Annotated in this window: 27 protein-coding genes; 5 read left to right on the forward strand and 22 right to left on the reverse strand. The window is 39.1% G+C overall.

The features are described 5' to 3' along the window. Positions 1-7: 7 nt before the first annotated feature. From HMPREF1516_RS02955 to HMPREF1516_RS03000, 10 genes are all read right to left on the reverse strand, one after another. Entirely contained in the window at positions 8-916 is a 909-nt protein-coding gene (locus tag HMPREF1516_RS02955; protein WP_002877920.1) for a LysR family transcriptional regulator, read from the reverse strand. Positions 917-1,110: 194 nt separating this feature from the next. Beyond that, positions 1,111-1,764 carry a 3-oxoacid CoA-transferase subunit B gene (locus HMPREF1516_RS02960; protein WP_000644731.1) on the reverse strand — a complete coding sequence of 218 codons (654 nt, stop codon included), beginning with the start codon at positions 1,762-1,764 and terminating at the stop codon, positions 1,111-1,113. 1 nt (position 1,765) lies between these two features. Further along, positions 1,766-2,488, reverse strand: coding sequence for a CoA transferase subunit A (locus HMPREF1516_RS02965; RefSeq protein WP_000869893.1), 723 nt, complete (start codon positions 2,486-2,488; stop codon positions 1,766-1,768). A 15-nt stretch (positions 2,489-2,503) separates the two neighbouring features. After that, on the reverse strand, positions 2,504-3,283 hold the full coding sequence (locus tag HMPREF1516_RS02970) for an enoyl-CoA hydratase-related protein (RefSeq protein ID WP_000048041.1): 780 nt from the start codon (positions 3,281-3,283) through the stop codon (positions 2,504-2,506). A gap of 319 nt (positions 3,284-3,602) precedes the next feature. Then, on the reverse strand, positions 3,603-4,781 hold the full coding sequence (locus HMPREF1516_RS02975) for an acetyl-CoA C-acetyltransferase (protein WP_000655998.1): 1,179 nt from the start codon (positions 4,779-4,781) through the stop codon (positions 3,603-3,605). Positions 4,782-4,799: 18 nt separating this feature from the next. Further along, positions 4,800-5,648 carry a 3-hydroxybutyryl-CoA dehydrogenase gene (locus tag HMPREF1516_RS02980; protein ID WP_025169584.1) on the reverse strand — a complete coding sequence of 283 codons (849 nt, stop codon included), beginning with the start codon at positions 5,646-5,648 and terminating at the stop codon, positions 4,800-4,802. An 80-nt stretch (positions 5,649-5,728) separates the two neighbouring features. Continuing rightward, positions 5,729-6,937, reverse strand: a complete 1,209-nt coding sequence (fadE, locus tag HMPREF1516_RS02985; RefSeq protein WP_000201480.1) for an acyl-CoA dehydrogenase FadE — start codon at positions 6,935-6,937, stop codon at positions 5,729-5,731. Positions 6,938-7,184: 247 nt separating this feature from the next. Continuing rightward, a complete protein-coding gene (gene hpf / locus HMPREF1516_RS02990; protein WP_000599116.1) occupies positions 7,185-7,733 on the reverse strand; it encodes a ribosome hibernation-promoting factor, HPF/YfiA family in 549 nt (182 codons plus the stop codon). A 79-nt stretch (positions 7,734-7,812) separates the two neighbouring features. Beyond that, positions 7,813-8,475, reverse strand: a complete 663-nt coding sequence (locus HMPREF1516_RS02995) for a ComF family protein (protein ID WP_000995719.1) — start codon at positions 8,473-8,475, stop codon at positions 7,813-7,815. Next, a complete protein-coding gene (locus tag HMPREF1516_RS03000) occupies positions 8,472-9,770 on the reverse strand; it encodes a DEAD/DEAH box helicase (protein WP_002877642.1) in 1,299 nt (432 codons plus the stop codon). The genes HMPREF1516_RS02995 and HMPREF1516_RS03000 overlap by 4 nt, the downstream gene beginning before the upstream one ends. A 56-nt stretch (positions 9,771-9,826) precedes the next feature. Here HMPREF1516_RS03000 and HMPREF1516_RS03005 point away from each other — a divergent pair, with 56 nt between their 5' ends. The 3 genes from HMPREF1516_RS03005 to cysK all read left to right on the forward strand — a co-directional run bounded on the left by HMPREF1516_RS03005 (position 9,827) and on the right by cysK (position 11,944). Next, entirely contained in the window at positions 9,827-10,462 is a 636-nt protein-coding gene (locus HMPREF1516_RS03005; protein WP_000395762.1) for a YigZ family protein, read from the forward strand. Between the two features lie 15 nt (positions 10,463-10,477). Further along, complete coding sequence (locus HMPREF1516_RS03010; protein ID WP_033605768.1) at positions 10,478-10,921, forward strand: PH domain-containing protein; 444 nt, start codon at positions 10,478-10,480, stop codon at positions 10,919-10,921. Between the two features lie 96 nt (positions 10,922-11,017). Next, entirely contained in the window at positions 11,018-11,944 is a 927-nt protein-coding gene (gene cysK, locus HMPREF1516_RS03015) for a cysteine synthase A (protein ID WP_000158479.1), read from the forward strand. A 279-nt stretch (positions 11,945-12,223) separates the two neighbouring features. On the opposite strand, the gene tsf is transcribed toward cysK, so the two are convergent. From tsf to yfmF, 12 genes are all read right to left on the reverse strand, one after another. Next, positions 12,224-13,264, reverse strand: a complete 1,041-nt coding sequence (tsf, locus tag HMPREF1516_RS03020) for a translation elongation factor Ts (protein ID WP_000808088.1) — start codon at positions 13,262-13,264, stop codon at positions 12,224-12,226. A 78-nt stretch (positions 13,265-13,342) separates the two neighbouring features. Then, positions 13,343-14,110: a 30S ribosomal protein S2 gene (gene rpsB, locus HMPREF1516_RS03025; protein ID WP_002877761.1), complete on the reverse strand. Its 768-nt coding sequence runs from the start codon at positions 14,108-14,110 to the stop codon at positions 13,343-13,345. Positions 14,111-14,334: 224 nt separating this feature from the next. Continuing rightward, the gene (gene pcsB / locus HMPREF1516_RS03030; RefSeq protein ID WP_000727001.1) at positions 14,335-15,564 is read right to left on the reverse strand and encodes a peptidoglycan hydrolase PcsB; all 1,230 of its coding nucleotides are present in this window, start codon (positions 15,562-15,564) and stop codon (positions 14,335-14,337) included. 93 nt (positions 15,565-15,657) lie between these two features. Further along, entirely contained in the window at positions 15,658-16,152 is a 495-nt protein-coding gene (gene mreD, locus HMPREF1516_RS03035) for a rod shape-determining protein MreD (protein WP_001237922.1), read from the reverse strand. Between the two features lie 2 nt (positions 16,153-16,154). Continuing rightward, complete coding sequence (mreC, locus tag HMPREF1516_RS03040; RefSeq protein WP_001078968.1) at positions 16,155-16,970, reverse strand: rod shape-determining protein MreC; 816 nt, start codon at positions 16,968-16,970, stop codon at positions 16,155-16,157. Positions 16,971-17,030: 60 nt separating this feature from the next. Continuing rightward, positions 17,031-17,825: an energy-coupling factor transporter transmembrane component T family protein gene (locus tag HMPREF1516_RS03045; protein ID WP_000377880.1), complete on the reverse strand. Its 795-nt coding sequence runs from the start codon at positions 17,823-17,825 to the stop codon at positions 17,031-17,033. Further along, entirely contained in the window at positions 17,818-18,657 is an 840-nt protein-coding gene (locus HMPREF1516_RS03050; protein WP_000513202.1) for an energy-coupling factor transporter ATPase, read from the reverse strand. The genes HMPREF1516_RS03045 and HMPREF1516_RS03050 overlap by 8 nt, the downstream gene beginning before the upstream one ends. Then, entirely contained in the window at positions 18,642-19,469 is an 828-nt protein-coding gene (locus tag HMPREF1516_RS03055) for an energy-coupling factor ABC transporter ATP-binding protein (protein ID WP_000835748.1), read from the reverse strand. Before HMPREF1516_RS03055 ends, HMPREF1516_RS03050 begins: the two co-directional genes overlap by 16 nt. Next, positions 19,466-20,011 (reverse strand): CDP-diacylglycerol--glycerol-3-phosphate 3-phosphatidyltransferase, encoded by a 546-nt coding sequence (gene pgsA / locus HMPREF1516_RS03060; RefSeq protein ID WP_000712151.1) that lies wholly within the window; start codon positions 20,009-20,011, stop codon positions 19,466-19,468. The genes HMPREF1516_RS03055 and pgsA overlap by 4 nt, the downstream gene beginning before the upstream one ends. Before the next feature lie 10 nt (positions 20,012-20,021). Next, positions 20,022-20,843, reverse strand: a complete 822-nt coding sequence (rodZ, locus tag HMPREF1516_RS03065) for a cytoskeleton protein RodZ (protein WP_033584624.1) — start codon at positions 20,841-20,843, stop codon at positions 20,022-20,024. A 35-nt stretch (positions 20,844-20,878) separates the two neighbouring features. After that, complete coding sequence (gene yfmH / locus HMPREF1516_RS03070; protein WP_033605769.1) at positions 20,879-22,162, reverse strand: EF-P 5-aminopentanol modification-associated protein YfmH; 1,284 nt, start codon at positions 22,160-22,162, stop codon at positions 20,879-20,881. Continuing rightward, complete coding sequence (gene yfmF, locus HMPREF1516_RS03075) at positions 22,159-23,409, reverse strand: EF-P 5-aminopentanol modification-associated protein YfmF (protein WP_033605770.1); 1,251 nt, start codon at positions 23,407-23,409, stop codon at positions 22,159-22,161. The genes yfmH and yfmF overlap by 4 nt, the downstream gene beginning before the upstream one ends. Before the next feature lie 160 nt (positions 23,410-23,569). Between yfmF and yaaA the strand changes: the two genes are divergently transcribed. Further along, positions 23,570-23,938, forward strand: a complete 369-nt coding sequence (yaaA, locus tag HMPREF1516_RS03080; protein WP_033584618.1) for a S4 domain-containing protein YaaA — start codon at positions 23,570-23,572, stop codon at positions 23,936-23,938. A gap of 2 nt (positions 23,939-23,940) precedes the next feature. Next, positions 23,941-25,032, forward strand: coding sequence for a DNA replication/repair protein RecF (gene recF, locus HMPREF1516_RS03085; protein ID WP_033584616.1), 1,092 nt, complete (start codon positions 23,941-23,943; stop codon positions 25,030-25,032). Positions 25,033-25,069 lie beyond the last annotated feature (37 nt).

Consider the following 25,069-nt stretch of genomic DNA (forward strand, 5'->3'; position numbering starts at 1 on the left):
CCTCATCTTAGTTGTCAGAAAACGGTTGGTAATAATCTTTCAACAATTCTTCATACACATAAGACTCTACTTCATTGTAGGAGTTTTTATAGGGTCTACAAAACCAAATATTAAATGGAATCGGATCCTTGAATCTAACCGCCTTAAAACGACTCTTATCCACAAAATATTCAACCGGCCTTGGCAAAAGGGCAATCAAATCTGTCTGATGAGTTGATTCAACTAGGAAGTCCCAAGTAGAGGAAAGATAAGCAAATTTAGCCTCAATTCGTTGTGAACGAAGTTTTTCTGTCACTAAATCATAAGTCGTAAATGTTTTGTTGAAGGTTGCCAATTCATAACCAGCAATATCAGACCATTCCAACAAGCTTTTCTGAGCCAGCGGATGATCCTTATCCATATAAGCAACGTATTCATCCAATTGAATGATATGTTGTTCATATTTTTTAGTATCCAGGCTCGTAGGCTCTATCAGAATAGAGAGATTCAAATCTCCATCAACCATTTTTTGACGAATTTCCTTCCCTCCACCTTCCGTAACCTGGATATGGATATGAGGATTATTTTTCAGAAAATGAGGCAAGGCACTAGCAAAATAAACTCGTAAAATCAAGGACGGAATACCAAAATTAATGGTGCCTTTTTGCTTTTGAGCTTCTATATGGATCATGGAAAGCATTTCTTCATGTCGATTCACAATCTCGGTCGCATAACGATAAATTTTGCGTCCCGCCTCTGTTAAACTTTCTAATCTTCCATTCTTGCGATTGAATAATTGAACCCCTTCAGCTGCTTCAAAATTTGTCACAAATTGACTCAAGGCTGATTGACTAATGTGAATCTTCTTTGCAGCAATGGAAAGGTTGCATCCGCATTCTATGATATTGATGAAATAGTTCATTTGGATAATATCCACTTACCCATCACCTAGCTTTCCTTCACTATTTTAGTAGGTCAATTAGACAACTATTCTAGTGTTTGATAGTTGTCTACTGACTTTTTATCGAAATAACATTTCGAATACTTCATTTTAACATTGTATATAAAGCGCTTACAATACTATCTAGTTTATATCATAACACACTAAGTAGAAAATAGCTCTTTTTTTGCTTAAATCGGCATTGTTTTTAGGTCTTCTGAGACAATGACTTCCCCAGCTGTTTTTTCAAGAACTTCTTCTAATGTCACACCAGGAGCCAGCTCTTTCAACAGGAATTTACCATCTTTGAATCCAAAAACAGCTAATTCTGTGATGACAAGATCCAATACTCCTTTAGCTGAAAGTGGCAAGGTACATTCTTTCAACAACTTAGATTCCCCATCAGCAGTTGTATGTTGGATAGCCCCGATTACGCGCTTAGCTCCTACCAATAAGTCCATTGCGCCACCCATACCAGGAGCAAATTTCCCTGGGATAATCCAGTTCGCAATGCTTCCATCTTGGCTGACTTCAAGAGCTCCAAGAACGGTTGCATCCACGTGTCCACCACGAATAATGGCAAAGGAAGTTTGTAGATCAAACAAGGCTGCTCCTGGCAACAATGTAATAGGAGCTCCACCAGAGTTCGCTAAATTGGCATTATAGTTGTCCTTGGTAGGTGTTTCCCCAAATCGAAGAGCGCCATTTTCTGCCTGTAAAATAACATTTACACCTTCAGGAATGTAATCAGCAGAGGCATTTGGAATCCCAAAACCAAGATTGACCACATCTCCATCTTTAAATTCAAGTGCTACACGTCTTGCGATAATCTCTTTTGCTTTCATTTTACTTCACCCCCGCCAGTTTCTTTGTCTCTGTCCACAGATCTCCCATCATCTGATGATGCTCTTGTGGTGTCAATCCTTGAACGACATAGTCAACTAGGATACCAGGGATGTAAATATCATTTGGATCAATTTCTCCGACTTCAACCAATTCGTTTGTCTCAACAATAACTGTGTCAGCTGCTAGAGCGAGTTGAAGGGAGATATTTTTAGTAGTCCCATCCAGATAAAGGTTGCCATACTTATCAGCCTTTGTAGCTTTAATCAAGGCAACATCAATCTTCAATGGATCATAAATCAAATATTCTTTTCCATTTCGAGTCACTTTTTCGTGTTCATCTTCAAGAATTGTTCCTACACCTGTTGGTGTTAAGACTGCTCCAAGACCCGCACCCGCAGCATGCAAGCGTTCTACAACAGTTCCCATCGGAGTGAACTCCACTTTCATGGCTCCTGAAAAATAATCATGCTGAGCAGCAGCAGATGTCCCTACGTGAGCTGCAATGTATTTTGTAACCTGATGGTTTTCACAAAGACGACCAACTCCAACTTCCTTACCGGGTTGAGAGGTTACAACAGACACCAAGGTCAAATCTTGCTGGTTTTGACGAACCAGTTCCTCAATTAACTCAAGTGGTTCTCCCACTCCGAGAAATCCAGAAATACCAACTTTATCTCCTGAATGAATCAAGGAAATAGCTTCAGACAATGTTACAACTTTCATAACCTATCTCCTCTCTTATTTACGTTGAAAGACAGCTTTGCGTTTTTCAACAAAAGCGCGCATTCCTTCTACCTTATCTTCTGTTGAGAAGAGTAGAGCTTCCGCTTCTGTTTCCAAACGAATAGCATTTTTCAGAGGGAGTTCTGAGCCAACTTGGATAATATGTTTAGCTTTTTCAACTGCTAGCGGTGCATTTTTCATAATCGCTGCTGCTAGCTCTTCTGCCGCAGGCAATAGTTCTTCTGCTGCTACCAACTTGTTAAGAATTCCAAGATCGTATGCTTCTTGTCCTTTGACCATTCTAGCAGTGAAGATTAATTCCTTTGTTTTACTAGTACCAATCAAACGAGACATTCTTTGAGTACCTGCAAAACCAGGAATGATTCCCAAGCCGACTTCAGGAAAGCCAACCATTGTCTTGTCATAGCCGATTCGGATATCAGTTGAAAGAGCTAATTCTAAACCGCCTCCCAAAGCATAACCATTCAATACTGAAATAGTTGGCTGAGTCAATTCAGATAAGCGGGTAAAGGTGTCGTTCGCATAGGTCATGTATTCATGAGCCTGAATTGGAGACATTTGGTCCATCTCTTTAATGTCTGCTCCCGCGACAAATGCTTTCTCTCCTTGACCGGTCACAATGACAACACGAATGTCCTCGCTTGCTTCAATTTGGTCTAAAGCAAGATTCAAATCCTTTAAGACTTCTGAACTTAAAGCGTTCAAAGCCGATGGACGGTTAATTGTTAGATAGCCAAGACCATTCTTAACCTCTAATAAAACAGTTTTACTCATTGTTCTGCTCCTACTTGATTTATTTTGAGTACAGAGTACAGCGTCAACAAATACCAACACAAAATGTAAGAGCTTACATTTTCATCATAAACTTTTTTTTCCATCCGTCTACTTAATCTTTATTTATAGACCTATAAGTCCAGCTTATAGAATAGAGCCATTCAATCTACCCTCAAAGTCTTAGGAAAAGCAAAAATACCTTATCAAGCACTTTCGAAGAAAGACACTTGATAAGGTATGTAACTATGAGATCGGATCAATATCTCATTTTGTAATCGTAATATTGAAAAAGAGGAACTGACGTTCAGTTTTCTAATAACTAACGTTCAACGATGAGGGCTGTTCCCATCCCTCCTCCGATACAGAGAGTTGCTAAACCAGTTTTGGCATCACGTTTCATCATCTCATGTACCAGAGTCACTAAGATACGGCAGCCTGAAGCTCCAATTGGATGACCAAGAGCAATCGCGCCACCATTGACATTGACAATATCTGTGTTAAAGCCAAGTGTTTTCCCAACCGCACAAGCCTGAGCAGCAAAGGCTTCATTTGACTCGATCAAGTCGAGATCATCAACTGTCAAATTACCTTTTTCAAGAGCTTTACGGGTCGCATAAATCGGTCCACAACCCATAATCTTAGGATCCAAACCTGCACTTGCATACGAACGAATGCGCGCAATGACTGGAAGTCCCAATTCTTCAGCTTTTTCAGCACTCATGACCAAGACAGCTGCAGCTCCGTCATTGATACCTGAGGCATTTCCCGCTGTAACAGAACCGTCTTTTTTGAAAACAGGTCGTAGCTTAGACAGACTCTCCAAGCTAGCATCTTTTCTAGGAAATTCATCTGTATCAAAGACGATAGGATCGCCTTTACGTTGAGGAATAACCACCGGAACAATCTCTTCCTTAAAGCGTCCAGATTCTATAGCCGCCACTGCTCGTTTTTGTGATTCCAAAGCAAGCGCATCTTGATCATCTCGGCTAATACCATATTCTTCTGCCACATTCTCAGCTGTAATCCCCATATGGTATTCGTTAAAGGCATCAGACAAACCGTCCTTAATCATGGTATCTACCACTTTCGAATCTCCCATACGACCACCCCAACGGAAACTTGGCAAAACGTATGGCGCCTGACTCATGTTTTCTGCACCACCAGCTACGATAATATCTGCATCGCCGCATCGAATCGCTTGAGCAGCCAACTGCACTGCCTTCAAACCGGAACCACAAACCTTGTTGATAGTAAAGGCTGGTGTAAATTCAGGGAGTCCTGCGTGAATGCTCATTTGACGAGCTACGTTTTGACCTAAACCTGCGCCTAGGACATTCCCCATAATCACTTCATCTACCTGCTCTGGTTTAATATTCGCTTTTTCCAAAGCACTCTTAATTACCAAAGATCCCAAATCAACAGCAGAAACATTCTTCAAGCTCCCGCCAAAGGAACCTAAAGGTGTTCGCACTGCCGAAGCAATAACTACGTCTTTCATGACTACCTCCATCAGTGTCTAGTAAGTAAAGAAACCTTCTTTTGTCTTCCGTCCCAATTTTCCTGCTTCGACCATTTTCTTAAGAAGAGGGGCAGGACGGTATTTTTGATCACCAAACCCTTGGTTTAGGACGCCCATAATAGCCAAACAAACATCCAACCCAATCAAGTCAGCAAGAGCCAAAGGTCCAATAGGATGATTTGCACCAAGTTTCATCGCTTCATCGATTTCTTCGGCACTAGCCACTCCTTCACCTAGAATGTAAATGGCTTCATTGATCATAGGAATCAAAATTCTGTTCACAACAAAACCATAAGAATCTTTAACATCAACTGGTGTTTTACCAATTTTCACTGTCAATTCACGAACCGCCTGAACCACTTCTTCTGAAGTCTGCAAGGCCTTAATAACCTCTACAAGTTTCATGATTGGGGCAGGATTAAAGAAGTGCATTCCAATCACGCGCTCCTGATGTTTAGTAGCAGCAGCTATATCCGTGATTGACAAAGAGGATGTGTTTGATGCTAAGATAGTTTTAGGATCTGTCAATTCATCCAATTGTTTGAAAATATTCAACTTAATCTCACGATTCTCAGTTGCAGCTTCAATCACCAATTGGACTTTTTTCGCATCTTCATATGAAACAGATGGAAGCAAATTGGCTAATACCTGATCCTTCTCATCCGCAGACATCCGTCCTTTTTCAACTGAACGTTCCAATTGTTTTGTGATATTATTCAAGCCTCTTTGAACAAATTCTTCTTTAATATCGTTTAAGTAAACTGTAAAACCAGCCTGAGCAAATACTTGAGCAATTCCGCTTCCCATTTGACCAGAACCAATAATCATCACCTTAGATATCATTATTTTCTCCTTCTTATTTTACAAAAATCCAGTGCATGAAGCAAGGACGATTGAACAGAAATCCTTCAATCGCCCTTCTGACATTAAACAAAGGCACCTAGTCCAGTAATCTCACGACCAACAATCAAGGCATTCACTTCGTGTGAACCTTCATAGGTATAGATTGATTCAGCATCTGCAAAGAAACGAGCAACGTCTGTCTCAAGTGTAATACCATTACCTCCGCAAGTTTCACGAGCAAGGGCAACTGTTTCGCGCATCACCAAGGAATTGTGCATCTTAGCAAGAGCAGAGTTAAGCATCAATTCATTACCTTTCTCTTGCATCTCAGCAATACGAGTTGAATAAGCAATAACTGCTACAGCATTTGCTTGCATACGAGCCAATTTTTCTTGAACAATTTGGAATTTGGCAATTGGACGTTTGAACTGTTCACGATCTTTAGCATATTTAAGAGCTGCTACATAAGATCCACAAGTCACTCCCATAGCAATGTGAGCAACGTCCGCACGAGTGAAGGTCAAGATACGGGCTACATCACCAAAACCATTGATATTTACCAAACGGTCTGAATCTGGAACCTCTACATTCTTCATAGTAATATGGCCATTGCGGACACAACGAAGAGCAATCTTATGTGGGATTGGTTCCGCATGATATCCAGGAGCTCCCTTACGAACGATAAAGCATTTCACCTTGCCATCCGCAACATCACGAGCAAATACAGGAACGACATCCGCAGTATCTGAACCACCAATCCAGCGTTTTTCACCATTTAGAATCCACTTGTCTCCAACACGTTCTGCAGTAGTTGCTAGTCCTCCAGCAATATCAGAACCTGAAAGAGGTTCAGTCAAAGCGAAGCAACCTTGCCAATCAAATGCAGCTAGTTTTGGAAGAAATTCTTTTTGTTGACGCTCATCACCACCCAAGAGAATTGTGTTGTAGCAAAGTCCACCATGAACGGTGTAGAATGTTGCCATAGAAGCATCGAAGCGAGCAAGTTCAAGATACAAGAAAGCAATATAAAGTTCAGATGGTTTCCAGCTACCTTCACGTCCCTCAAACAATTTTGGATTGTTCATAATTTGAGCGCCCTTAGCCACAGCATAGAATTCTTCAAAAGGAAAATCAGGTTTTTCCCAGTATTCATTAATAACCGGACGGAGATGTTTCTCAATCAAACGGCGAGTTTCTTGTAAAACCTCTGCTTCTCCCAAAGTTAGACCATCCGCATAGTGAAAAAGGTCCTCAGGATATAGTTCGCGTAAAATTTCTTCTTTTGTTGCCATAGTCATGACTCCTTTATTTGTTATAAGAGCGCTTACATTTTTGTATTCGCTATTTGTTGACAACCCCATTCTATCCCTTAGGGTATTATTTTGTCTACTTAATAAATATAAACACCCCTATAAGTTCAGATTATAGGGGCTGATTCTGACTGTTTTATCAAGGATTTCCTCGTTTTTCTACTTACTTATAGGCACAAGAAAAAGTGGTTTACAAATCAGTAAACCACTCTTATTAGTTATTTCAATTTTATGATTCTTTTACTTCGAGCAAACCAACTTCACCATCTTCTCGACGATACAAAACATTAGTTGTTTGATCTTCTACATCTACATAGATAAAGAAATCATGTCCCAATAAATCCATTTGAAGAAGCGCTTCTTCTAAATCCATTGGCTTCAAATCAATTTGTTTTGAACGAACGACTTTGGGTTGCACAACATCTGCATCTTCAACTAGAGCATCTGTAAAGAGTTGACTTGTCGCAACTTTATTTTTATTCTTGCGTTCGATTTTAGTCTTATTTTTACGAATCTGACGTTCAATTTTATCTGTTACAAGATCGATAGAACCATACATATCTTGAGAAACATCTTCTGCACGAAGAGTAATAGATCCAAGTGGAATTGTTACTTCAACCTTTGCTGTTTTCTCACGGTAAACTTTCAAATTCACACGTGCATCCAACTCTTGCTCTGGTTGGAAATACTTTTCGATCTTTTCGAGTTTAGAAACTACATAATCACGAATTGCTTCTGTTACTTCTAGGTTTTCACCACGGATACTATATTTAATCATATAAGTACCTTCTTTCTAAACATTTTTGTTTTTCTAACTATATTATAACGCTTTCATTTTCATTTTGCAAATTTTTTCCTCATCTTACAAGGGAAAAAGTTTTAACTTCCAAAGCACCTGCTTCTTCCAAAAGTCGTTTCACACGATTCACAGTTGCCCCTGTTGTATAGATGTCATCAATCAGCAAAATCTTCTTAGGAAGTGAGATTCCATCTTTAATAAAAAATGGAATTTCAGTAGCCAACCTTTCCAAACGGCTTTTAGAAGAACTAGCGCTCTCTTCTCTTTTTCCTAATATATCTTTAAAAGAAAAGCCTGCTGCCTCAACCAAACCCTCGACTTGGTTGAACCCCCTCTCAAGCAATCTTCCAGGACTTAGGGGAATTACAACAAATTGATAACCTTTATACTTTTTCAGCTCCTCAGCAAGAACAGAAGCAAAAACTTTTCTAAGCAAAAAATCGCCATCAAACTTATAGCGACTGAAAAAGTCTTTCATAGCTTGATTATAGGTAAAGATTGCCTTATGATCAACACGAACTCCTTCTTTACACCAAAACTTACAATCTTGACACTTAGTTGACATATCTGTTTTCATACAGTTTGGACAATAATTCTCTCCAATCTTCTCAAAACTAGAAGCACAAGCTGAGCAAAGATAACTGCAGTCATCCTTCAAAAGGAAGAGACTGCTAAAAGTCAGCTCACTCTTTGTAGTCTGGCCACATAATAAACAGTTCATAACCCTGCCTCCTTATTCATCTGCTTGATTTCCTTGATTGCCTTCTTGATGGAAGCATTTAATCCATCATGAAAGAAGAGCAACTCACCAGTTGGTCTATCCATACTGCGTCCAACTCGCCCTCCAATCTGAATCAAACTAGACTTGGTAAAGAGACGATGATTAGCTTCTACTACGAAAACATCCACACAAGGGAAGGTAACCCCGCGTTCCAAGATTGTCGTACTGATTAGTATTGTTAGTTCTCCATCTCGAAAAGCTTGCACCTGCTCTAATCGGTCTTCTGTCACAGAAGACACAAAGCCGATATTCTCATTCGGGTACTGCTCCTTCAAGATTTCTTTTAGTTTTTCGCCTTTCTTAATCTCTGATGCAAAAATCAGTAAGGGATAACCTGTTCTTCTCTGTTTCTCAATATAAGTCTTTAACTTGGTTGACAATTGATTTTTCTCTAAACAGCGATTAAAATCCGATAACCAGACTGGTTTAGGAATAATCAATGGATTTCCATGAAATCGTCTTGGCAAGCTCAATCGTTTTAATTCTCCTGTGCGAACCTTCTTATCTAACTCATCTGTAGAAGTCGCTGTAAGGAATATCTTTAACCCCTCCTCCTTTACACATTGGTTTACAGCGTAGTAAAGTATAGGGTTGTCAACATAAGGAAAGGCATCTACTTCATCTACTATCAGCAAATCAAAAGCATGATGAAATTTTAACAACTGGTGAGTCGTTGCAACAACTAGTGGAGTTCGAAAATAGGGCTCTGATTCGCCATGAAGCAGTGCTATCTCACAAGCAAAGTCATTCTGCAGTCGCTTATACAATTCCAAACATACATCAATTCGAGGACTGGCCAAACACACTGCACCACCATTATTGATTACCTTGGCCACAACTTGATAAATCATCTCCGTCTTTCCAGCTCCTGTTACAGCATGAACCAAGGTCGGTTCTTTCTTTTCGACTGCTCGAATCAATCCCTCTGACACCTTCTCCTGAAAAGGGGTTAACTTACCACGCCACTTGAGGACATCTTGCTTAGGAAAATCTTCTTGCGGAAAATAGTATAAGGCTTGATCACTCCTGACTCGCTTCATCAGTAAGCACTCCCTACAATAGTATGCGCCAATAGGCAAATACCATTCTTCTAGAATCGAACTATTACAACGTTGACAAAACAGTTTCCCCTTCTCTTTTCTCATTGCTGGCAGTCTCACTGCTACCTGTCGTTCTTCTTCCGTTAATTCTTTCTCAGTAAACAAGCGACCGAGGTAATTTGGATTTACTTTCATACTTTAATATTCGTAAAAATCTAGCACTTTAGATATTTTTTTAGTACAATTGAATCATGGAATTTAGAACAATTAAAGAGGATGGGCAGGTCCAAGAAGAAATCAAAAAATCCCGCTTTATCTGTCATGTCAAGCGTGTTTATAGCGAAGAAGAGGCTCGTGACTTCATCACTACCATCAAAAAAGAACACTATAAAGCCACCCATAACTGCTCTGCTTTTATTATAGGGGAACGCAGTGAAATCAAACGTACGAGTGATGATGGGGAACCTAGTGGTACTGCTGGAGTCCCTATGCTGGGTGTCTTAGAAAATCATAATCTAACCAATCTCTGTGTGGTAGTGACACGCTACTTTGGTGGCATCAAACTAGGTGCTGGCGGTTTGATCCGTGCCTATGCAGGTAGTGTGGCCTTGGCTGTCAAAGAAATTGGCATTATTGAAATCAAAGAACAGGCTGGTATAGACATTCAGATGTCCTACACTCAGTATCAAGAATATGGCAATTTTCTTAAAGAACATAATCTCATGGAGCTGGATACAAACTTTACAGATCAAGTTGATACAATGATTTATGTTGATAAGGAAGAGAAAGAAAATATCAAGGCTGCTCTTGTAGAGTTTTTTAATGGAAAGGTTACTTTAACGGATCAAGGTTTACGAGAAGTTGAAGTCCCTGTAAACTTAGTGTAAACAAAGGAGAAATACATGGCGTTTGGAAAATTTATTCAAGGACTTGCTGGTAACTTCAGCGAGGAAAACAAAGAGACTCTTATCAAAGAATATGGACAATATCTACTAGAGAATGAAGAAATTCAAAGTGGATATAAACTTATTCGCGATTCAATTATTTTTACAAATATCCGTATCATCTTTACAGATAAGCAAGGTGCCACTGGTCGCAAGATGTCTGTTAAGTCACTCTTTTTGATGAACATTGTAAACATTGAAATGGAAACTGCTGGAGCAGGTATAGATGATAGTGAGATTACGATCACTTATTTAGAAAATGTCTTTCTAAAAGCACATAATGAGCATCTGAGTTTCCATAAATTTGAATTCCCTAAAAAAACGGACATCCTTCCGCTTTACACCTATTTATTAGAATTGGCTTATCACAATCGATTAAAAATTAATGGCTTAGACCTTTGATATAAAAAAATCCTATCACTTTGATAGGATTTCTATATTTTACAAATAGCCTTGAGCGCGTTATACTAGTATCATCTTATACAAAGAGGTATATCTATGACTATTTATAATAATATCACTGAACTAATTGGACAAACACCGATTGTTAAACTCAACAACATTGTTCCAGAGGGTGCTGCAGACGTCTATGTTAAACTAGAAGCTTTTAACCCTGGATCGTCAGTAAAAGACCGTATTGCCCTTAGTATGATTGAAAAAGCGGAACAAGATGGTATTCTAAAACCGGGTGCTACCATTGTTGAAGCAACGAGTGGAAACACTGGTATCGGTCTTTCATGGGTTGGTGCCGCTAAAGGATATAAAGTTGTTATCGTCATGCCTGAAACGATGAGTGTGGAACGACGTAAGATTATCCAAGCCTATGGTGCTGAACTCGTCCTTACTCCTGGAAGTGAAGGAATGAAAGGGGCTATTGCCAAAGCTCAGGAAATCGCCGCTGAACGTGACGGCTTCCTTCCCCTCCAATTTAATAATCCAGCTAATCCAGAAGTGCACGAAAGAACAACAGGAGCTGAAATACTGGCTGCTTTCGGTTCTGATGGACTAGATGCTTTTGTGGGTGGTGTTGGCACCGGTGGAACGATCTCAGGTGTTTCTCACGCTCTTAAAGCAGCAAATTCAAACATTCAAGTTTATGCAGTTGAGGCAGACGAGTCAGCTATCTTGTCTGGTGAAAAACCAGGACCTCACAAAATTCAAGGCATCTCAGCTGGATTTATTCCTGAAACCCTTGATACAAAAGCCTATGATGGTATCGTCCGCGTAACGTCAGATGATGCTCTAGCACTCGGACGTGAAATTGGTGGAAAAGAAGGCTTCCTTGTTGGGATTTCTTCAGCTGCAGCAATTTACGGGGCAATTGAGGTTGCCAAGAAATTAGGTACAGAGAAGAAAGTTCTTGCTTTAGCACCAGATAACGGCGAACGTTATTTGTCTACAGCACTCTACGAATTTGAAGTGTAGTCTCCTAAATGCACTTAGCCCTTATTAAAGGGCTTTTTATATACTCATATAGAGCCTATTCTCTAAAACAAAGTTTTGGGGCAGATAAAGGCTTGCTGGGGTTACACGAGATGTAATCTGAGAGGTAAGCGTCAAGTGAGAATTAACATGGGATTCATACTCATGGCCAATAACCTCTTAAAATACAATAAGAGAAGGAGTCAAAATTAAAAAGCTAGAGTTCCTCAATTGGAAACCTCTAGCTTTTTTGTGGCTGAGAACTATTTTGTTTCAGATTCTTTAGTTATTCAAGGCTGCTGCCATTGTAGCTGCAACTTCAGCTTCAAAATCATTTGCAGCTTTTTCGATACCTTCACCAACTTCAAAGCGAGCGAACTCAACTACTGAAGCGTTAACTGAATCAAGGTAGGCTTCAACCGTCTTGCTGTCATCCATGATGTATACTTGTGCAAGAAGTGTGTATGCTTGGTCAACTTTAGTGTTGTCAAGCATGAAGCGATCCATTTTACCTGGGATGATTTTATCCCAGATTTTTTCCGGTTTGCCTTCTGCAACCAATTCAGCTTTGATATCTTCTTCAGCTTGAGCAATCACTTCATCAGTCAATTGAGCTTTTGATCCATATTTCAAGTGTGGAAGAGCTGGTTTACCAACCATTGCACGGCTATCATTATCTTGGTCAATCACGTGGTTCAATTGTGCCAACTCATCTTTAACGAACTGCTCATCCAATTCTTTGTAAGAAAGAACTGTTGGTTTCATCGCAGCAATGTGCATTGAGATTTGTTTAGCAAGCGCTTCGTCTCCACCTTCAATAACAGAGATAACACCAATTCGACCACCATTGTGTTGGTATGCTCCAAAGTGTTGCGCATCTGTTTTTTCAAGCAAAGCAAAACGACGGAATGAGATTTTTTCACCGATTGTAGCTGTTGCAGATACATAGGCTGCTTCAAGAGTTTCACCTGAAGGCATTGTCAAAGCAAGTGCTTCTTCGTTGTTCGCTGGTTTACCTTCAGCAATTACTTTAGCTGTTGCATTTACCAACTCAACGAATTGAGCGTTTTTCGCAACGAAGTCAGTTTCAGCATTTACTTCAACTACTGCTGCAACGTTACCGTTAACAAATACACCAGTCAAACCTTCAGCTGCAACACGGTCAGCTTTCTTAGCTGCCTTAGCCATACCTTTTTCACGAAGCAATTCGATTGCTTTTTCGATATCACCTTCAACTTCAACCAATGCTTTCTTAGCGTCCATAACACCAGCACCAGATTTTTCACGCAACTCTTTAACAAGTTTAGCTGTAATTTCTGCCATTTTGATTCTCCTATATTTTTTAAAAATAGGAGAGCCGGGCTAAGCCCCGCCCTCCTAGGTAATGATTACTTATTTGAATTAAGCGTTGTCGCCTTCTACAACTTCAACGATTTCTTCGATTGAGTCAGCTTGAGCTTCTGAAGCTTCAAATTCTGCTGCATCTTCACCTTGACGTCCTTCGATGATAGCGTCAGCCAATTTAGCTGTGATCAATTTAACCGCGCGGATAGCGTCATCGTTAGCTGGGATGATTACATCGATATCGTCTGGATCAGTGTTTGTGTCAACCATCGCTACAACTGGGATTCCCAATTTTTTAGCTTCTTTAACAGCGATTTGTTCTTTATGTGGGTCAACTACGTACATTACATCTGGGATACGAGGCATGTCTTCGATACCACCCAAGAATTTTTCAAGACGTGCACGTTGTTTGTTAAGAAGTGCAACTTCTTTCTTAGGAAGAACATCAAAGATTCCTTCTTCTTCCATGCGTTTGATTTCTTTCAAACGAGCAATACGTTTTTGGATAGTTCCCCAGTTCGTAAGAGTTCCACCCAACCAACGGTGGTTGATGTAGTATTGACCTGAACGTTCTGCTTCTTCCTTAACAGCATCAGCAGCTTGTTTCTTAGTACCAACAAACAATACAACTGCATCGTTAGCCGCAGCATCACGCATGAAGTCGTATGCTTGGTCAGCGTATTTTACAGTTTGTTGCAAGTCGATAACGTGGATTCCGTTACGTTCAGTGAAGATGTACTTAGCCATCTTAGGGTTCCAGCGACGAGTTTGGTGACCAAAGTGTACACCAGCCTCAAGAAGTTGTTTCATTGAAATTACTGCCATGAGTATTTCTCCTTTTTGTTTTTTTCCTCTTCTTGATTTCAACTTGCAAAACGACCCGAGGGCAACAGTTTCACAATTCATCAAGAATGAGTATTATCGTTTACACGACAAGTTTCATTCTACCACATTTTAGCGATATTTTCAAGTGATTTTGATAGATTTCGATCTTGCTCTCGATTAAAAATAATAAAAGAGGCTCAAATCGAGCCTCTTCGTTTCATTCATTAGTTTGGATAAATGTAAGTAACATAACCTTCAGATGTTGTAGTTGGGTTGAACCATCCACGTTTGTTACCGATTGTACGATCTCCACCATAGTTTGATTCTGATACTTGAATACGAGTAGTTGAATCAACTGCTGTAACAACCGCTACGTGTCCATAGCCACCATCATTCCAACATGCAATCGCACCAACTTGTGGTTGAGAACCAGTACGGAAACCTGCAGCTGCTGCACTTGTAGCCCACTGTGCTCCGTTACCCCAGTAATCTCCAGCCCAAGGTGCTAATGTTTTAGCTCCCCAAGTACATTCACCAGTTGGATAACTTGAAGCATTTGTACTGTATGTTGGACGTTGTCTAGTAGGAGTTGGAGTAGGTGTAGGTGCTGGAGTGTAGCTTGAGTCCTCGTCATCAGATGCTGATGCTGACGTTGATGTAGATGTTGCTTGCACTTGAGCTGAGAAACTTGTGTTTCCAGAAGCAACAACTGATTGTTGTTGACTTGTTTGACGTGCTTTATAAGCTGCCTCTGCTTCAGCTGCTGCTTTCGCTTCTGCCTCTGCTGCTGCTTTTTGTTCCAACAAGGTAGCTTTCTCACCTTCTGCAGTAGCTTTCTCTGCAGCAAGGTTCAACTCAGCAACTTTTAACTCCGCCTGTTTTGTTGTCAATGTCTGTGCATCGTCAGCAAGCGTTTGTTGGTTCGCAATGACAGTATTGATTGCTTCATTATTTGCGACTTGTTTTTCTGAAATTGATTTTTTATCAGCTTTTTGTTGCTCTAACATTTTGTTGTTAGCCGATACAATCTCGCTCATAGCCGCAACACGGGAAATAGCTTCTGTAATTGATTTTGAATTTACAATTGTGTTGATATAGCTAGTTGCAGCACCGTTTGTTTGTGCGCTACGTGCTTGTTTTTCCAAAGATTCATTACGAGCAACAATATTCTTAGAGAGCTCTGTAATTTCTCCTTCGAGTTTTTTAGATTCCGCTTGTAGTGTTTCATTTTCAGCTTGTAAGTTTGCTTGCTGTGTTTGAATGGCTGTAACTTGCGTTTGGATTTCATCTACCTGTTGTTGAGCTTCTTTTTGTTGAGCTGTCAAGTCACTAATCTTACTATCTTGAGCAGCAATTTTTTCATCAGTTGTTTCAGCGTGAACAGTTGTTAACACTGCCACTTGAGACACTAATACTGTACTTAATAAAAGTGACGCTAAGATTTTTTTCTTCATATTGTGTAGATACTCCTTCTATTTAAGACATTACTAGTATACCAAAAAAAGACATAATAAATATTACGCCTTTGTTACATTTTTATTTCTTTCTTATAGATAATATTTTTCAAAAATATATTGGAAAATAAGCATCCATAAAAAGTTTAAAATCATTGATGGGACAAGGCTGTAAACAATGAAAACTGGCATTGATTCTACTGTCAGTCCCATAGCAAGGGCCAGAAGATAACTACCCATATCAAATAGGAAGCTCATCACAACTATTGTTAACATTCTCGTCCAACGGTTCAACAAAGTTACACTATTAAACTTGTGAAGTGAGGCACCTATCAAGATAAATAAAAGTGTCGCAATTCCTATCAAGTGGAAAAAATAGATATCGTACACCAAACCTGCTATACAGCAATAAGCTAAATAGAAGTATTCTGATACCTCAATTGTCTCAAACAAGAGAAATAAAAACAGGAAATGACTTGCTAAGTGAAAATGTGGATAAAAGGATTCTACTAATTGACCAATATGTGCATCAATTAGCACAAGAAAAGGAAGTAAAAAGAAAATACCAACTTGTTTTAACAGTCTCATTGCTAATTCCCCACTAACTCTACCACATGAAGATCTTTAGTATCAGCACTTAACTTTACTGTTACCTCTCGTGTTAGATAATCACTGCTATGAGTTGTAGCAACAACCTCTCCAACAGGAATATCCTTAACATTAAAGTTTCCAAGCCCCCCTGTAGTCACCCTATCTCCGGCACTAATGTCGTTGTTACTGTTTAATTGACTAATTTTAAGAAGTTCGGTTTCTTTGTCATAACCAACGATAATTCCGTAAATTTCAGTAGAACCATGCAAGATTTTAACGGAAATTTTGTCTGAATTTTCGGTGTTTGTCAATAGGTTGATCGTTGTTGAATGATCCTCCACTTTTGAAACACTGCCAATCAAGCCCCCGTTTGCAATGGCCAACATATTTTCAGAAGCACCCTTTGAACTTCCTGCATCTATCGTTAACTCTTGCTTCCAAAATACCGGTGAGCGCGTAATCACATCTGCTGCTAAGTTTTTTGTAGCCTGCAATTTTGACTTCATATCCAGCAACTGACGTAGTTGTTCATTTTCATTTTTTAAACTTTCTGATTGATTAGACTCCACTTCTAGTTTGTAGAGTTGCTTTTTTAAGCTTTCATTTTCATTATAAGTCTGCGTCAAATGTCCCAAATCTGATTTGAAAGTATCAAACCACTGAAAGGGTTTTTGGACAATTCTATCTACTAAGGAAATCCCATCTCCTAGTTTTGTCACGATAGCGCTTGAATAGGTTGTCACTAATAGTACAGAAACTGCCAGAACTGTGACAAAAACGATGATTAGATATTTTGATTTTTTAAAACGGTTCATATTCCTACCTTTATACTAAAAATCTGCTACAGTGAGCTTCTTATCAATCCTACAAACCTGCTAAGATTTTAAGAAAAATAAGAAACATCCCAGTACCAAAATCACAAGAATTGCCAGTGTATCCTTTTGACTCCATCTCAATTGTCTATACTGACTTCTACCCTTTCCTCCCTGATAACCACGCGCTTCCATGGCTATTGCCAATGAATCTGCACGCTTTAAGCTCGTCGCAAAAAGAGGAATTAAAATTGGAATCATAGCCTTTACTTTTTGAACGATGCTTCCCTCGCCAAAATCAACTCCACGAGCTTTTTGAGCATTCATAATTCTCGTCGTGTCATCCATCAAAGTTGGAACAAAACGCAAACTCATTGATAACATCAGACCAATTTCATGAACGGGAACTTTCACGCGTTTCAGCGGTGCCAAAAGAGCTTCAACTGCAGCTGCCAGACTCAAAGGCATGGTCGTTAAGGTTAGCAAGGTTGAAAAGAAAATAATCAACACAAAACGACAGAAAATGATTCCCGCTTGTTGCAAAGCATAATCCGTTATTCTTATAAAAGAAAACTCAAATAGGATATTTCCACTTGAAATGAAAAAGAGCTGAAAAAGAGTCGTAAAAGCAATCAGGAAGAACATGGATTTTAATCCCTGAACGAAAAATGAGAGAGAAACGCCTGACAAAGCGATAAATATACCTGTCGCTATAAACAAAATGAGATTGGTGAGAGGATTATTGGCCCAAAATACAATCAAAATTAACAGGATCATAGCGAGCAATTTACTACGTGGATCCAAACGATGAATGATGGAATCCCCCGGTATATAACGCCCTAAAATCATACTATCCATTTAGCGACTCCTTAAACTCCTCTATCTTGATTGGCAGTTTTTTAAAAGCTACACCCCTATCTGCCAAACGTTTACAAAAGGCTGTGATTTTAGGCACACCTAACTGTACTTTTTCCATAGAGGCTACATCTTGGAAAACTTCGCTCGGTTTACCACTTTTGACTAAACGCCCCTTTTCCATAACATAGACCTGATCAGCATACGTAGCTACGTCATCCATCAAATGCGTTACCAGAACGATTGTCATTCCAGAAAGGTGGAGTTTTTTAAACAAGGTCATCAATTCTTTTCTGCCCAGAGGATCTAGCCCTGCTGTTGGCTCATCCAAAACCAGGACAGTTGGCTCCATGGCTAGCATACCTGCTATAGCCACACGTCTCATCTGACCACCCGAAAGTTCAAAAGGACTGCGCTCAAAAAGTGACTCATCAATGCCTACCAAGGCTAACTTTTCACGCGCAATTTTCTTGGCCTCTTCCTCAGAAACTCCAAAATTTTGTGGTCCAAAAGCAACATCTTTCAAAACAGTCTCTTCGAAAATCTGATTTTCAGCAAATTGAAACACTAGACCAACCTGCTTTCGAATCTGTCGAATTTCTTTATTTGTTGATGTAGGGGTAATGACGGTATCGAAAACTCGAACAGAACCCTTGCTTGGAAGCAATAGCCCATTTAAAAGCTGTAAGATCGTCGATTTCCCACTACCTGTATGTCCTATCAAAGCTGTATAGGAGCCGTCCTCAATCGTCAAGGAAACATCAGTCAAGGCTGATGAAGATAGGGGAGTCCCCTCTTGATAGGTAAAGCTCACATTTTCTAGAGTAATTCCCATAACTTGTCCTCTAGCTCTCCTTCTGTCAAATAGCCATCCGGCAACTGATAGCCTGTCTTTCTCAAAGATTCTCTCAATTGATTCGTAAAGGGATCATCTAAGCCTATCTGGTCAAGGTCGTCCCGAGAAAAAAGTTCTCTTGGGCTACTGGTTGACTCCACTTGGCCTTTTTTCATGACCAGGACACGGTCACTCATCGCAACTTCTTCCAAGTCATGCGTAATGGAAACAACTGTCATCTGATAGTCTTTTCGAATCTCTTGAACTGTCTGAATCAGTTCTCTGCGCCCCTCAGGATCCAACATACTTGTAGCCTCATCCAGAATCAAAATAGCAGGTCTCAAGGCAACAACTCCTGCAATAGCCACCCGTTGTTTTTGTCCACCAGATAAACGAGCTGGTTCTCTCTTCTTAAAGTCCAGCATCCCTACCAACTCCAAAGATTCAGACACTCTCCTCTTCATTTCTTCACGAGGAAGTCCCTGATTTTCTAAGCCAAAGGCGACATCATCTTCAACAGTTGCCCCCACAAATTGGTTATCTGGATTTTGAAAAACCATACCAATTTGACGGCGTAAGTCCCAAACATTCTCAGAGGACAACAACTGCCCATCTATCCAGATTTCCCCAGACTCTGCTTCAAGCAAGCCATCAAGCAAACGGATAGTTGTCGATTTCCCACTCCCATTATGACCTACAATCGAAAGCCATTCTCCCCGTTTCACGTGAAACGAGACATTATTAACGTCATAATGTTCCTGGTCTTCCTTGTAACGAAAAGACAGATTTTTTACTTCAATAATCGATTTCATTTCGAACCAAATGTCCCTTTGAATACATGAGCGCTACCCTTAAAATAATCATAGCCAGAGTAGATAGTGAAAAACAAAGCGATATAAAGCAACAGTTGACCAATTAAATTCCAATGTAAGAGCAAAAAGATAATGGCAAACATCTGACTAAAGGTCTTGATTTTCCCTGGCATCGCTGCTGCTAGAACTGTCCCTCCAGTCTCAACAAGCAACAAGCGTAAGCCTGTCACCGCAAGTTCACGACAGACGATAATAGCAACAACCCAAGCTGGAGCCATACCTAACTCAATCAACATGATGAAAGCTGACATAACCAACAGCTTATCGGCCATCGGATCAGCAAATTTTCCAAAATTGCTGACTACATTCCATTTACGAGCAAGGTAGCCATCGAGATAATCCGTTATACTAGCAACTGCAAAGATGATCGCTGCTAGCAAATGACTGCCTTGTGAATGGCCCAAAGTCAAAATAAGAATAAAGAGAGGTATAAAGAGAATTCTACCAATAGTTAATACATTAGGAATTTGTTCTTTTTTCATTGATTTTTCCTTAATCTGTAGTAAATGTAAGTGTCACAGTTCCAGTCTGAGTTGTCAGCTTCGAAGTATCAATCGTTTGATTGTCCACAGTCACAGTAACTCCCTTTACCACACCCAAAGTAATAGTTACAGAATCTTTCGTTGAAACTGTTGTTTTTGCATTCTTATTGTCTGCGGATAGTGTCACACCACCTTCCAACTCACTTCCCGAAACACTAACCCAGCTAGTCGTATCTGAAACTGCCAGCTGAACAGTAGCTGTTTCCTTACTCGTTTTATAGAGAGCTTCAATGCGGTTTCCTTCGCCTGACACTGTAATAGTTGATTCCGTAGTAGAAGACGAGCTAGACGTCTGACTACTAGAAGATGAACTAGATGAGGTTGTTGAACTAGTTGAGTTCACAACGCTATAATTAGCTGAAGAAGGACTTGGCTGAGTTTGGATGTAGTTCCAAACATAGTAAGTCACAAAAATTAAAATCGACAAAGCAAATAGAACGAAATAAAACAAAGGAAGATAAGACGTTTTTTTCTTATTTGATCGTCTGCGACCAGACAAGTCTTCTTCATCAACATCAACCTCTTCATAAGTGATCATACTACCTGAATCATAGGCGTCCAAAACAATTCTCTCATCCAACTCTACTGCCCAGGCATATTTTCTTAAAAAAGAACGAGCGTAGAAGGTACTAGGAAGTAAATCGAAATCATCAGCCTCCATGGCTTCTAGAAAATGCAACTGAATTTCAGTTTTTTCCTGTAATTCTTCCAAACTCAATCCCTGGTTAATTCTAGCTAAACGTAGAACCTCGCCAATTGTTTTTTTTCTCATACGTATCATTCCTTCTTTCTAGTATTAGTCATCTTTTAAGCTGGAAAGATGGTAAAATCAACTAAATCACCATCATCAATCAAACGATGTCCAGCTTCTAGAACATCCTCCAAAGTAATTTCCTGTAAAATTTTTGGAAAATCAAAAATTGTTTCTCCGCGATCCATCGGATCGTATTGAGTTGCAATAAATTCCAAGGAGTTCATGCTACTGAAAAACTCCCCAAACATCTCACTCTTAACAAGATCTAAATGTTCCTCTGTAATATCCGTATCACTACTAAACTGACGAATCGCTTTCCGAAATTGATGCGACAGAGAAACAGGCTCTTTGGTATCCATTGTCAATATCACAAAATGAAAGCGACTGTTGACTTCAACCTCAAGTGACAATGACGCATCTAACTTCCCAGACTCATATAACCTTTGAAAACGATCTGAGGTCCAGCCAAACATCATCGTAAATAGTATTTTCAATAAAATATTGTAACGATAAGACTCAGCTTCTGTTATTTGCCCATTACCTCTAATCGCAACAGCAAGTTTGGGTGAAGAAACTTCCATCCGAAGACTATCTGTTTGCTTCACAGGCTGCAAGGGTAGTTTCTCTTTTGTAACTGTAAACTGTTCTAAAGTCTTCTTTTCCTTTTTCGAAAAGTATTCCTCTACAACTTTTACATCAATATTTCCAGCTAAAAACAATGACATGTTGACAGGTTTGTAAAACTCTGTAAAGTTCTCTTTTAAATTTGAAACCTGAATCTCAGAAATTGATTTTTCACTTCCAACAATATCTGTTGCTAAAGGAGTATCAGGATAAAGGTTGGCTAATGTTGCAAAAAATAAACGTGAGTCTGGATCGTCTTGGTACATCTTTCGTTCTTGCTGGATAATAGCCTGTTCCCTCAAAACAGACTCTTCTGTAAAATGAACATCTCCGACTAACTCATTTAGCATATCTAAATTCTCTAATAGATGGTCAATTGTTGAAAAAAGATAGCTGGTCTTAGTAAAGCTTGTAAAGGCATTACTGTCCGCACCTAATCGAGTAAAAGCTGCCATCATATCCTCAGAATTTTCTCTTTCAAACAATTTATGTTCAAGAAAATGTGCAATTCCTGCTGGATGATGACGTAAACCTTTTTCCAAGCTTGTATAAGTTGCATCTACAGAACCAAATTGAACCGTTACAATCCCATAAACCTCATTGAAATCTTGCTTATGGAGTAAAGAAACTGTCAATCCATTTGACAATTGTGTTTTGTAGACTGTTTCCTTTACAGCAGGATAGTATTTTTCTTCAAAAGTAACCTTTGTCATTCTACTCCTTCCATAAAGTAAATCGCTTGTAACTTCAAACTGTTGGCAACTTTACATACAGCTTCTTTATCAACACTCTCTAATTTTGCCACCAATCGATCAATATCAAAGCTTGATTTCCCCAATAGAGCATTCAAATAGGCTCTTTCAACCAGGGTCTGTTGATTATCTTGAGCCATCAACAAAGATCGTCGAATCATCTCCTTGGTTTGTTCAAGTTCAAAATCTGTAAAGTTACCCTTTTTCAGATCTAGCAATTGATGATTCATCATTTTTCTAGCCTGATTTCGATTTTCTCTATCAATACCCGCATACATCCTTAACAGACCACTAAACAAATCCAATTGACTAGAGACTGAATAGGCTATTCCAGCATTTTCACGAACATTTGTAAAGAGTTTCGAATGTGCGAATTCACCCAACAGACCATTCATAACAAGCATGGGCAAATGCTCATCATCACCATATTCTACAGGAGAATGATAGCCTAATTCCAAAATAGATTGCCCAACATTCCTCTGAAACATTCCTTCTCGTAGAACATTCGAATAAGATTGATGGTACTGGATAGTGACGCCGTTCTCTCTAGCTGTAAAGGGTAATGACTTCAGTGATTCTGTAATTTCTACTTCGTTGAAATCACCTAAGAAAAAGAAATCAATACGATCATTTTTCAGAGCATTTTGAAAGCACGTGTAGCTACTTTCCGGAGACTCATTTGAAATGCTATTTCGTAAATCACTGTATCTCAATTGAAGACGCTCATCATGGAAGAACAAGCTATCCAACTCCTTATGAGCAAAATAAAATGAATCATCCATATCAGTAGCTAAACTAGCCAATAATTGTTTTTTTTCAATTTTAAATAAGGCTGGCTCAAAAGCACCATCTTGAACTAAGGGGGAAAATAAAGTCTGTTTCACCAATTCCAAAATTTGAGAAGTCAAGACATTCTTTTTACTTAAAAAATCATCTCTCACATAGGTAAATGTTAGATCAAGAATATGTGCCTGTCCCCTACGATAAGCACCTGTAGAAATATCTGTTCCATATAAACTTGCCAAGTATCTGCGAAATGCTTGTGATGTTGGGTAAGCTTGATTTGCCGTCTCCAACATACTTGCACTTAACATGCGTCCTGCTATTGTCTCAAGAGATAAGGGAGCAGTAAAACGAATAGTAATTTTATTTGTTTTAAACTTTTTGGATTGAACAAAATGTGCTGAAATTCCAGGCACCAATTCCATACCTTACCTCCTTACATATAGAGTTCTATTATACCACGAAAATCAAAATTTTTCTTGTTCTCTTTATAGCTTTAAAGAGTAAAATCGTTTTCATTTCAACTGACTTTCCTTCAGCTATTTCGATGAAAATATGGTATAATACCAAAGATTGAGGTGAATTATGGAATACAAATTATTTGAAGAATTTATCACGCTCCAAGCCCTCCTAAAAGAGCTTGGAATTATACAAAGCGGCGGTGCTATCAAAGCCTTTTTAATAGAGCATCAAGTTTACTTTAATGGTGAGTTAGAAAGTAGACGTGGGAAAAAAATCCGTATTGGAGATACAATTGACATTCCTGATTTAAAGGTTGACATCACCTTGACACAACCAAGTTTAAAAGAGCAAGAAGAATATCAAGCAGACAAGATTGAGAAAGAGCGAATTGCTAAACTTGTCAAAGAGATGAATAAAGGTGTCAAGAAAGAAAAACAAAAAACTTCTTCATCACCTAAGACCAAACAAGCTCCACGTTTTCCAGGAAGATAACTATGTGGCTCCAACATTTAACAATTAAAACCTTTCGAAACTATAAAGAGGCAAAAATTGATTTCAATCCAAAATTAAATATCTTTCTAGGTCAAAATGCACAAGGAAAAACCAATATTCTAGAAGCAATCTATTTCTTGGCCTTGACACGTAGTCATCGGACTCGGACAGATAAAAATCTCATTCATTTTGATGACGAGCAACTCCATCTTTCTGGCTTGCTACAGAAAAAAACAGGTTCTATTCCTCTAGAAATTGATTTAACGCCAAAAGGGCGTGTGACTAAAGTCAATCACTTAAAGCAAGCTCGCCTCTCAGACTACATCGGACATATGAATGTGGTCCTCTTTGCACCTGAAGATCTCCAGTTAATTAAAGGGGCCCCCTCTGTTCGTCGAAAATTTATAGACATTGAACTGGGACAAATTAAACCAATCTACTTGTCAGACCTATCAAACTATAACCATATACTCAAACAAAGAAATACCTACCTAAAATCCAGCCAAAAAATTGACGAAACATTTCTGTCAGTCTTAGATGATCAGTTAGTAGAATACGGTTGTCGCGTCATAAAGCATCGGATAAAATTCATTAAAGAGTTAGAGAAATTTGGTCAAAAAAAACACTTAGAAATTTCAAATCAATTAGAAGAGTTGTCAATATTTTATCAATCATCTGTCAACTTCACTGATGAAGAACAGCTAACGAATTCTTTTGAAATCGCTTTAGAAAAAAGTAGATCCAGAGATTTATTTAAAAAGAATACTGGTGTTGGTCCTCATCGAGATGATATTTCTTTTTATATAAATGGGATGGATGCTAGTTTTGGAAGCCAAGGCCAACATCGTAGTCTCGTCCTGTCTATAAAATTAGCAGAAATCGAACTAATGGAAAGTATTACTACAGAATCCCCGATATTATTGCTTGACGATGTTATGAGCGAGCTTGACAACACTAGACAACTAAAATTATTAGAAACGATTTCTCAGTCAATCCAAACCTTTATCACAACAACAAGCTTAGATCATCTTCAAAACCTACCAGAAAATCTAAGTATCTTCACTATTCAGGATGGTAAAGTTGCTGTAAACTAAAATTGACAATATTGTAAAAGAACTCCTGTTTTCACGG

Origin of the sequence: Streptococcus sp. CM6, from assembly GCF_000526095.1 — a bacterium.
Classification (GTDB): Bacteria; Bacillota; Bacilli; order Lactobacillales; family Streptococcaceae; genus Streptococcus; species Streptococcus oralis_BW.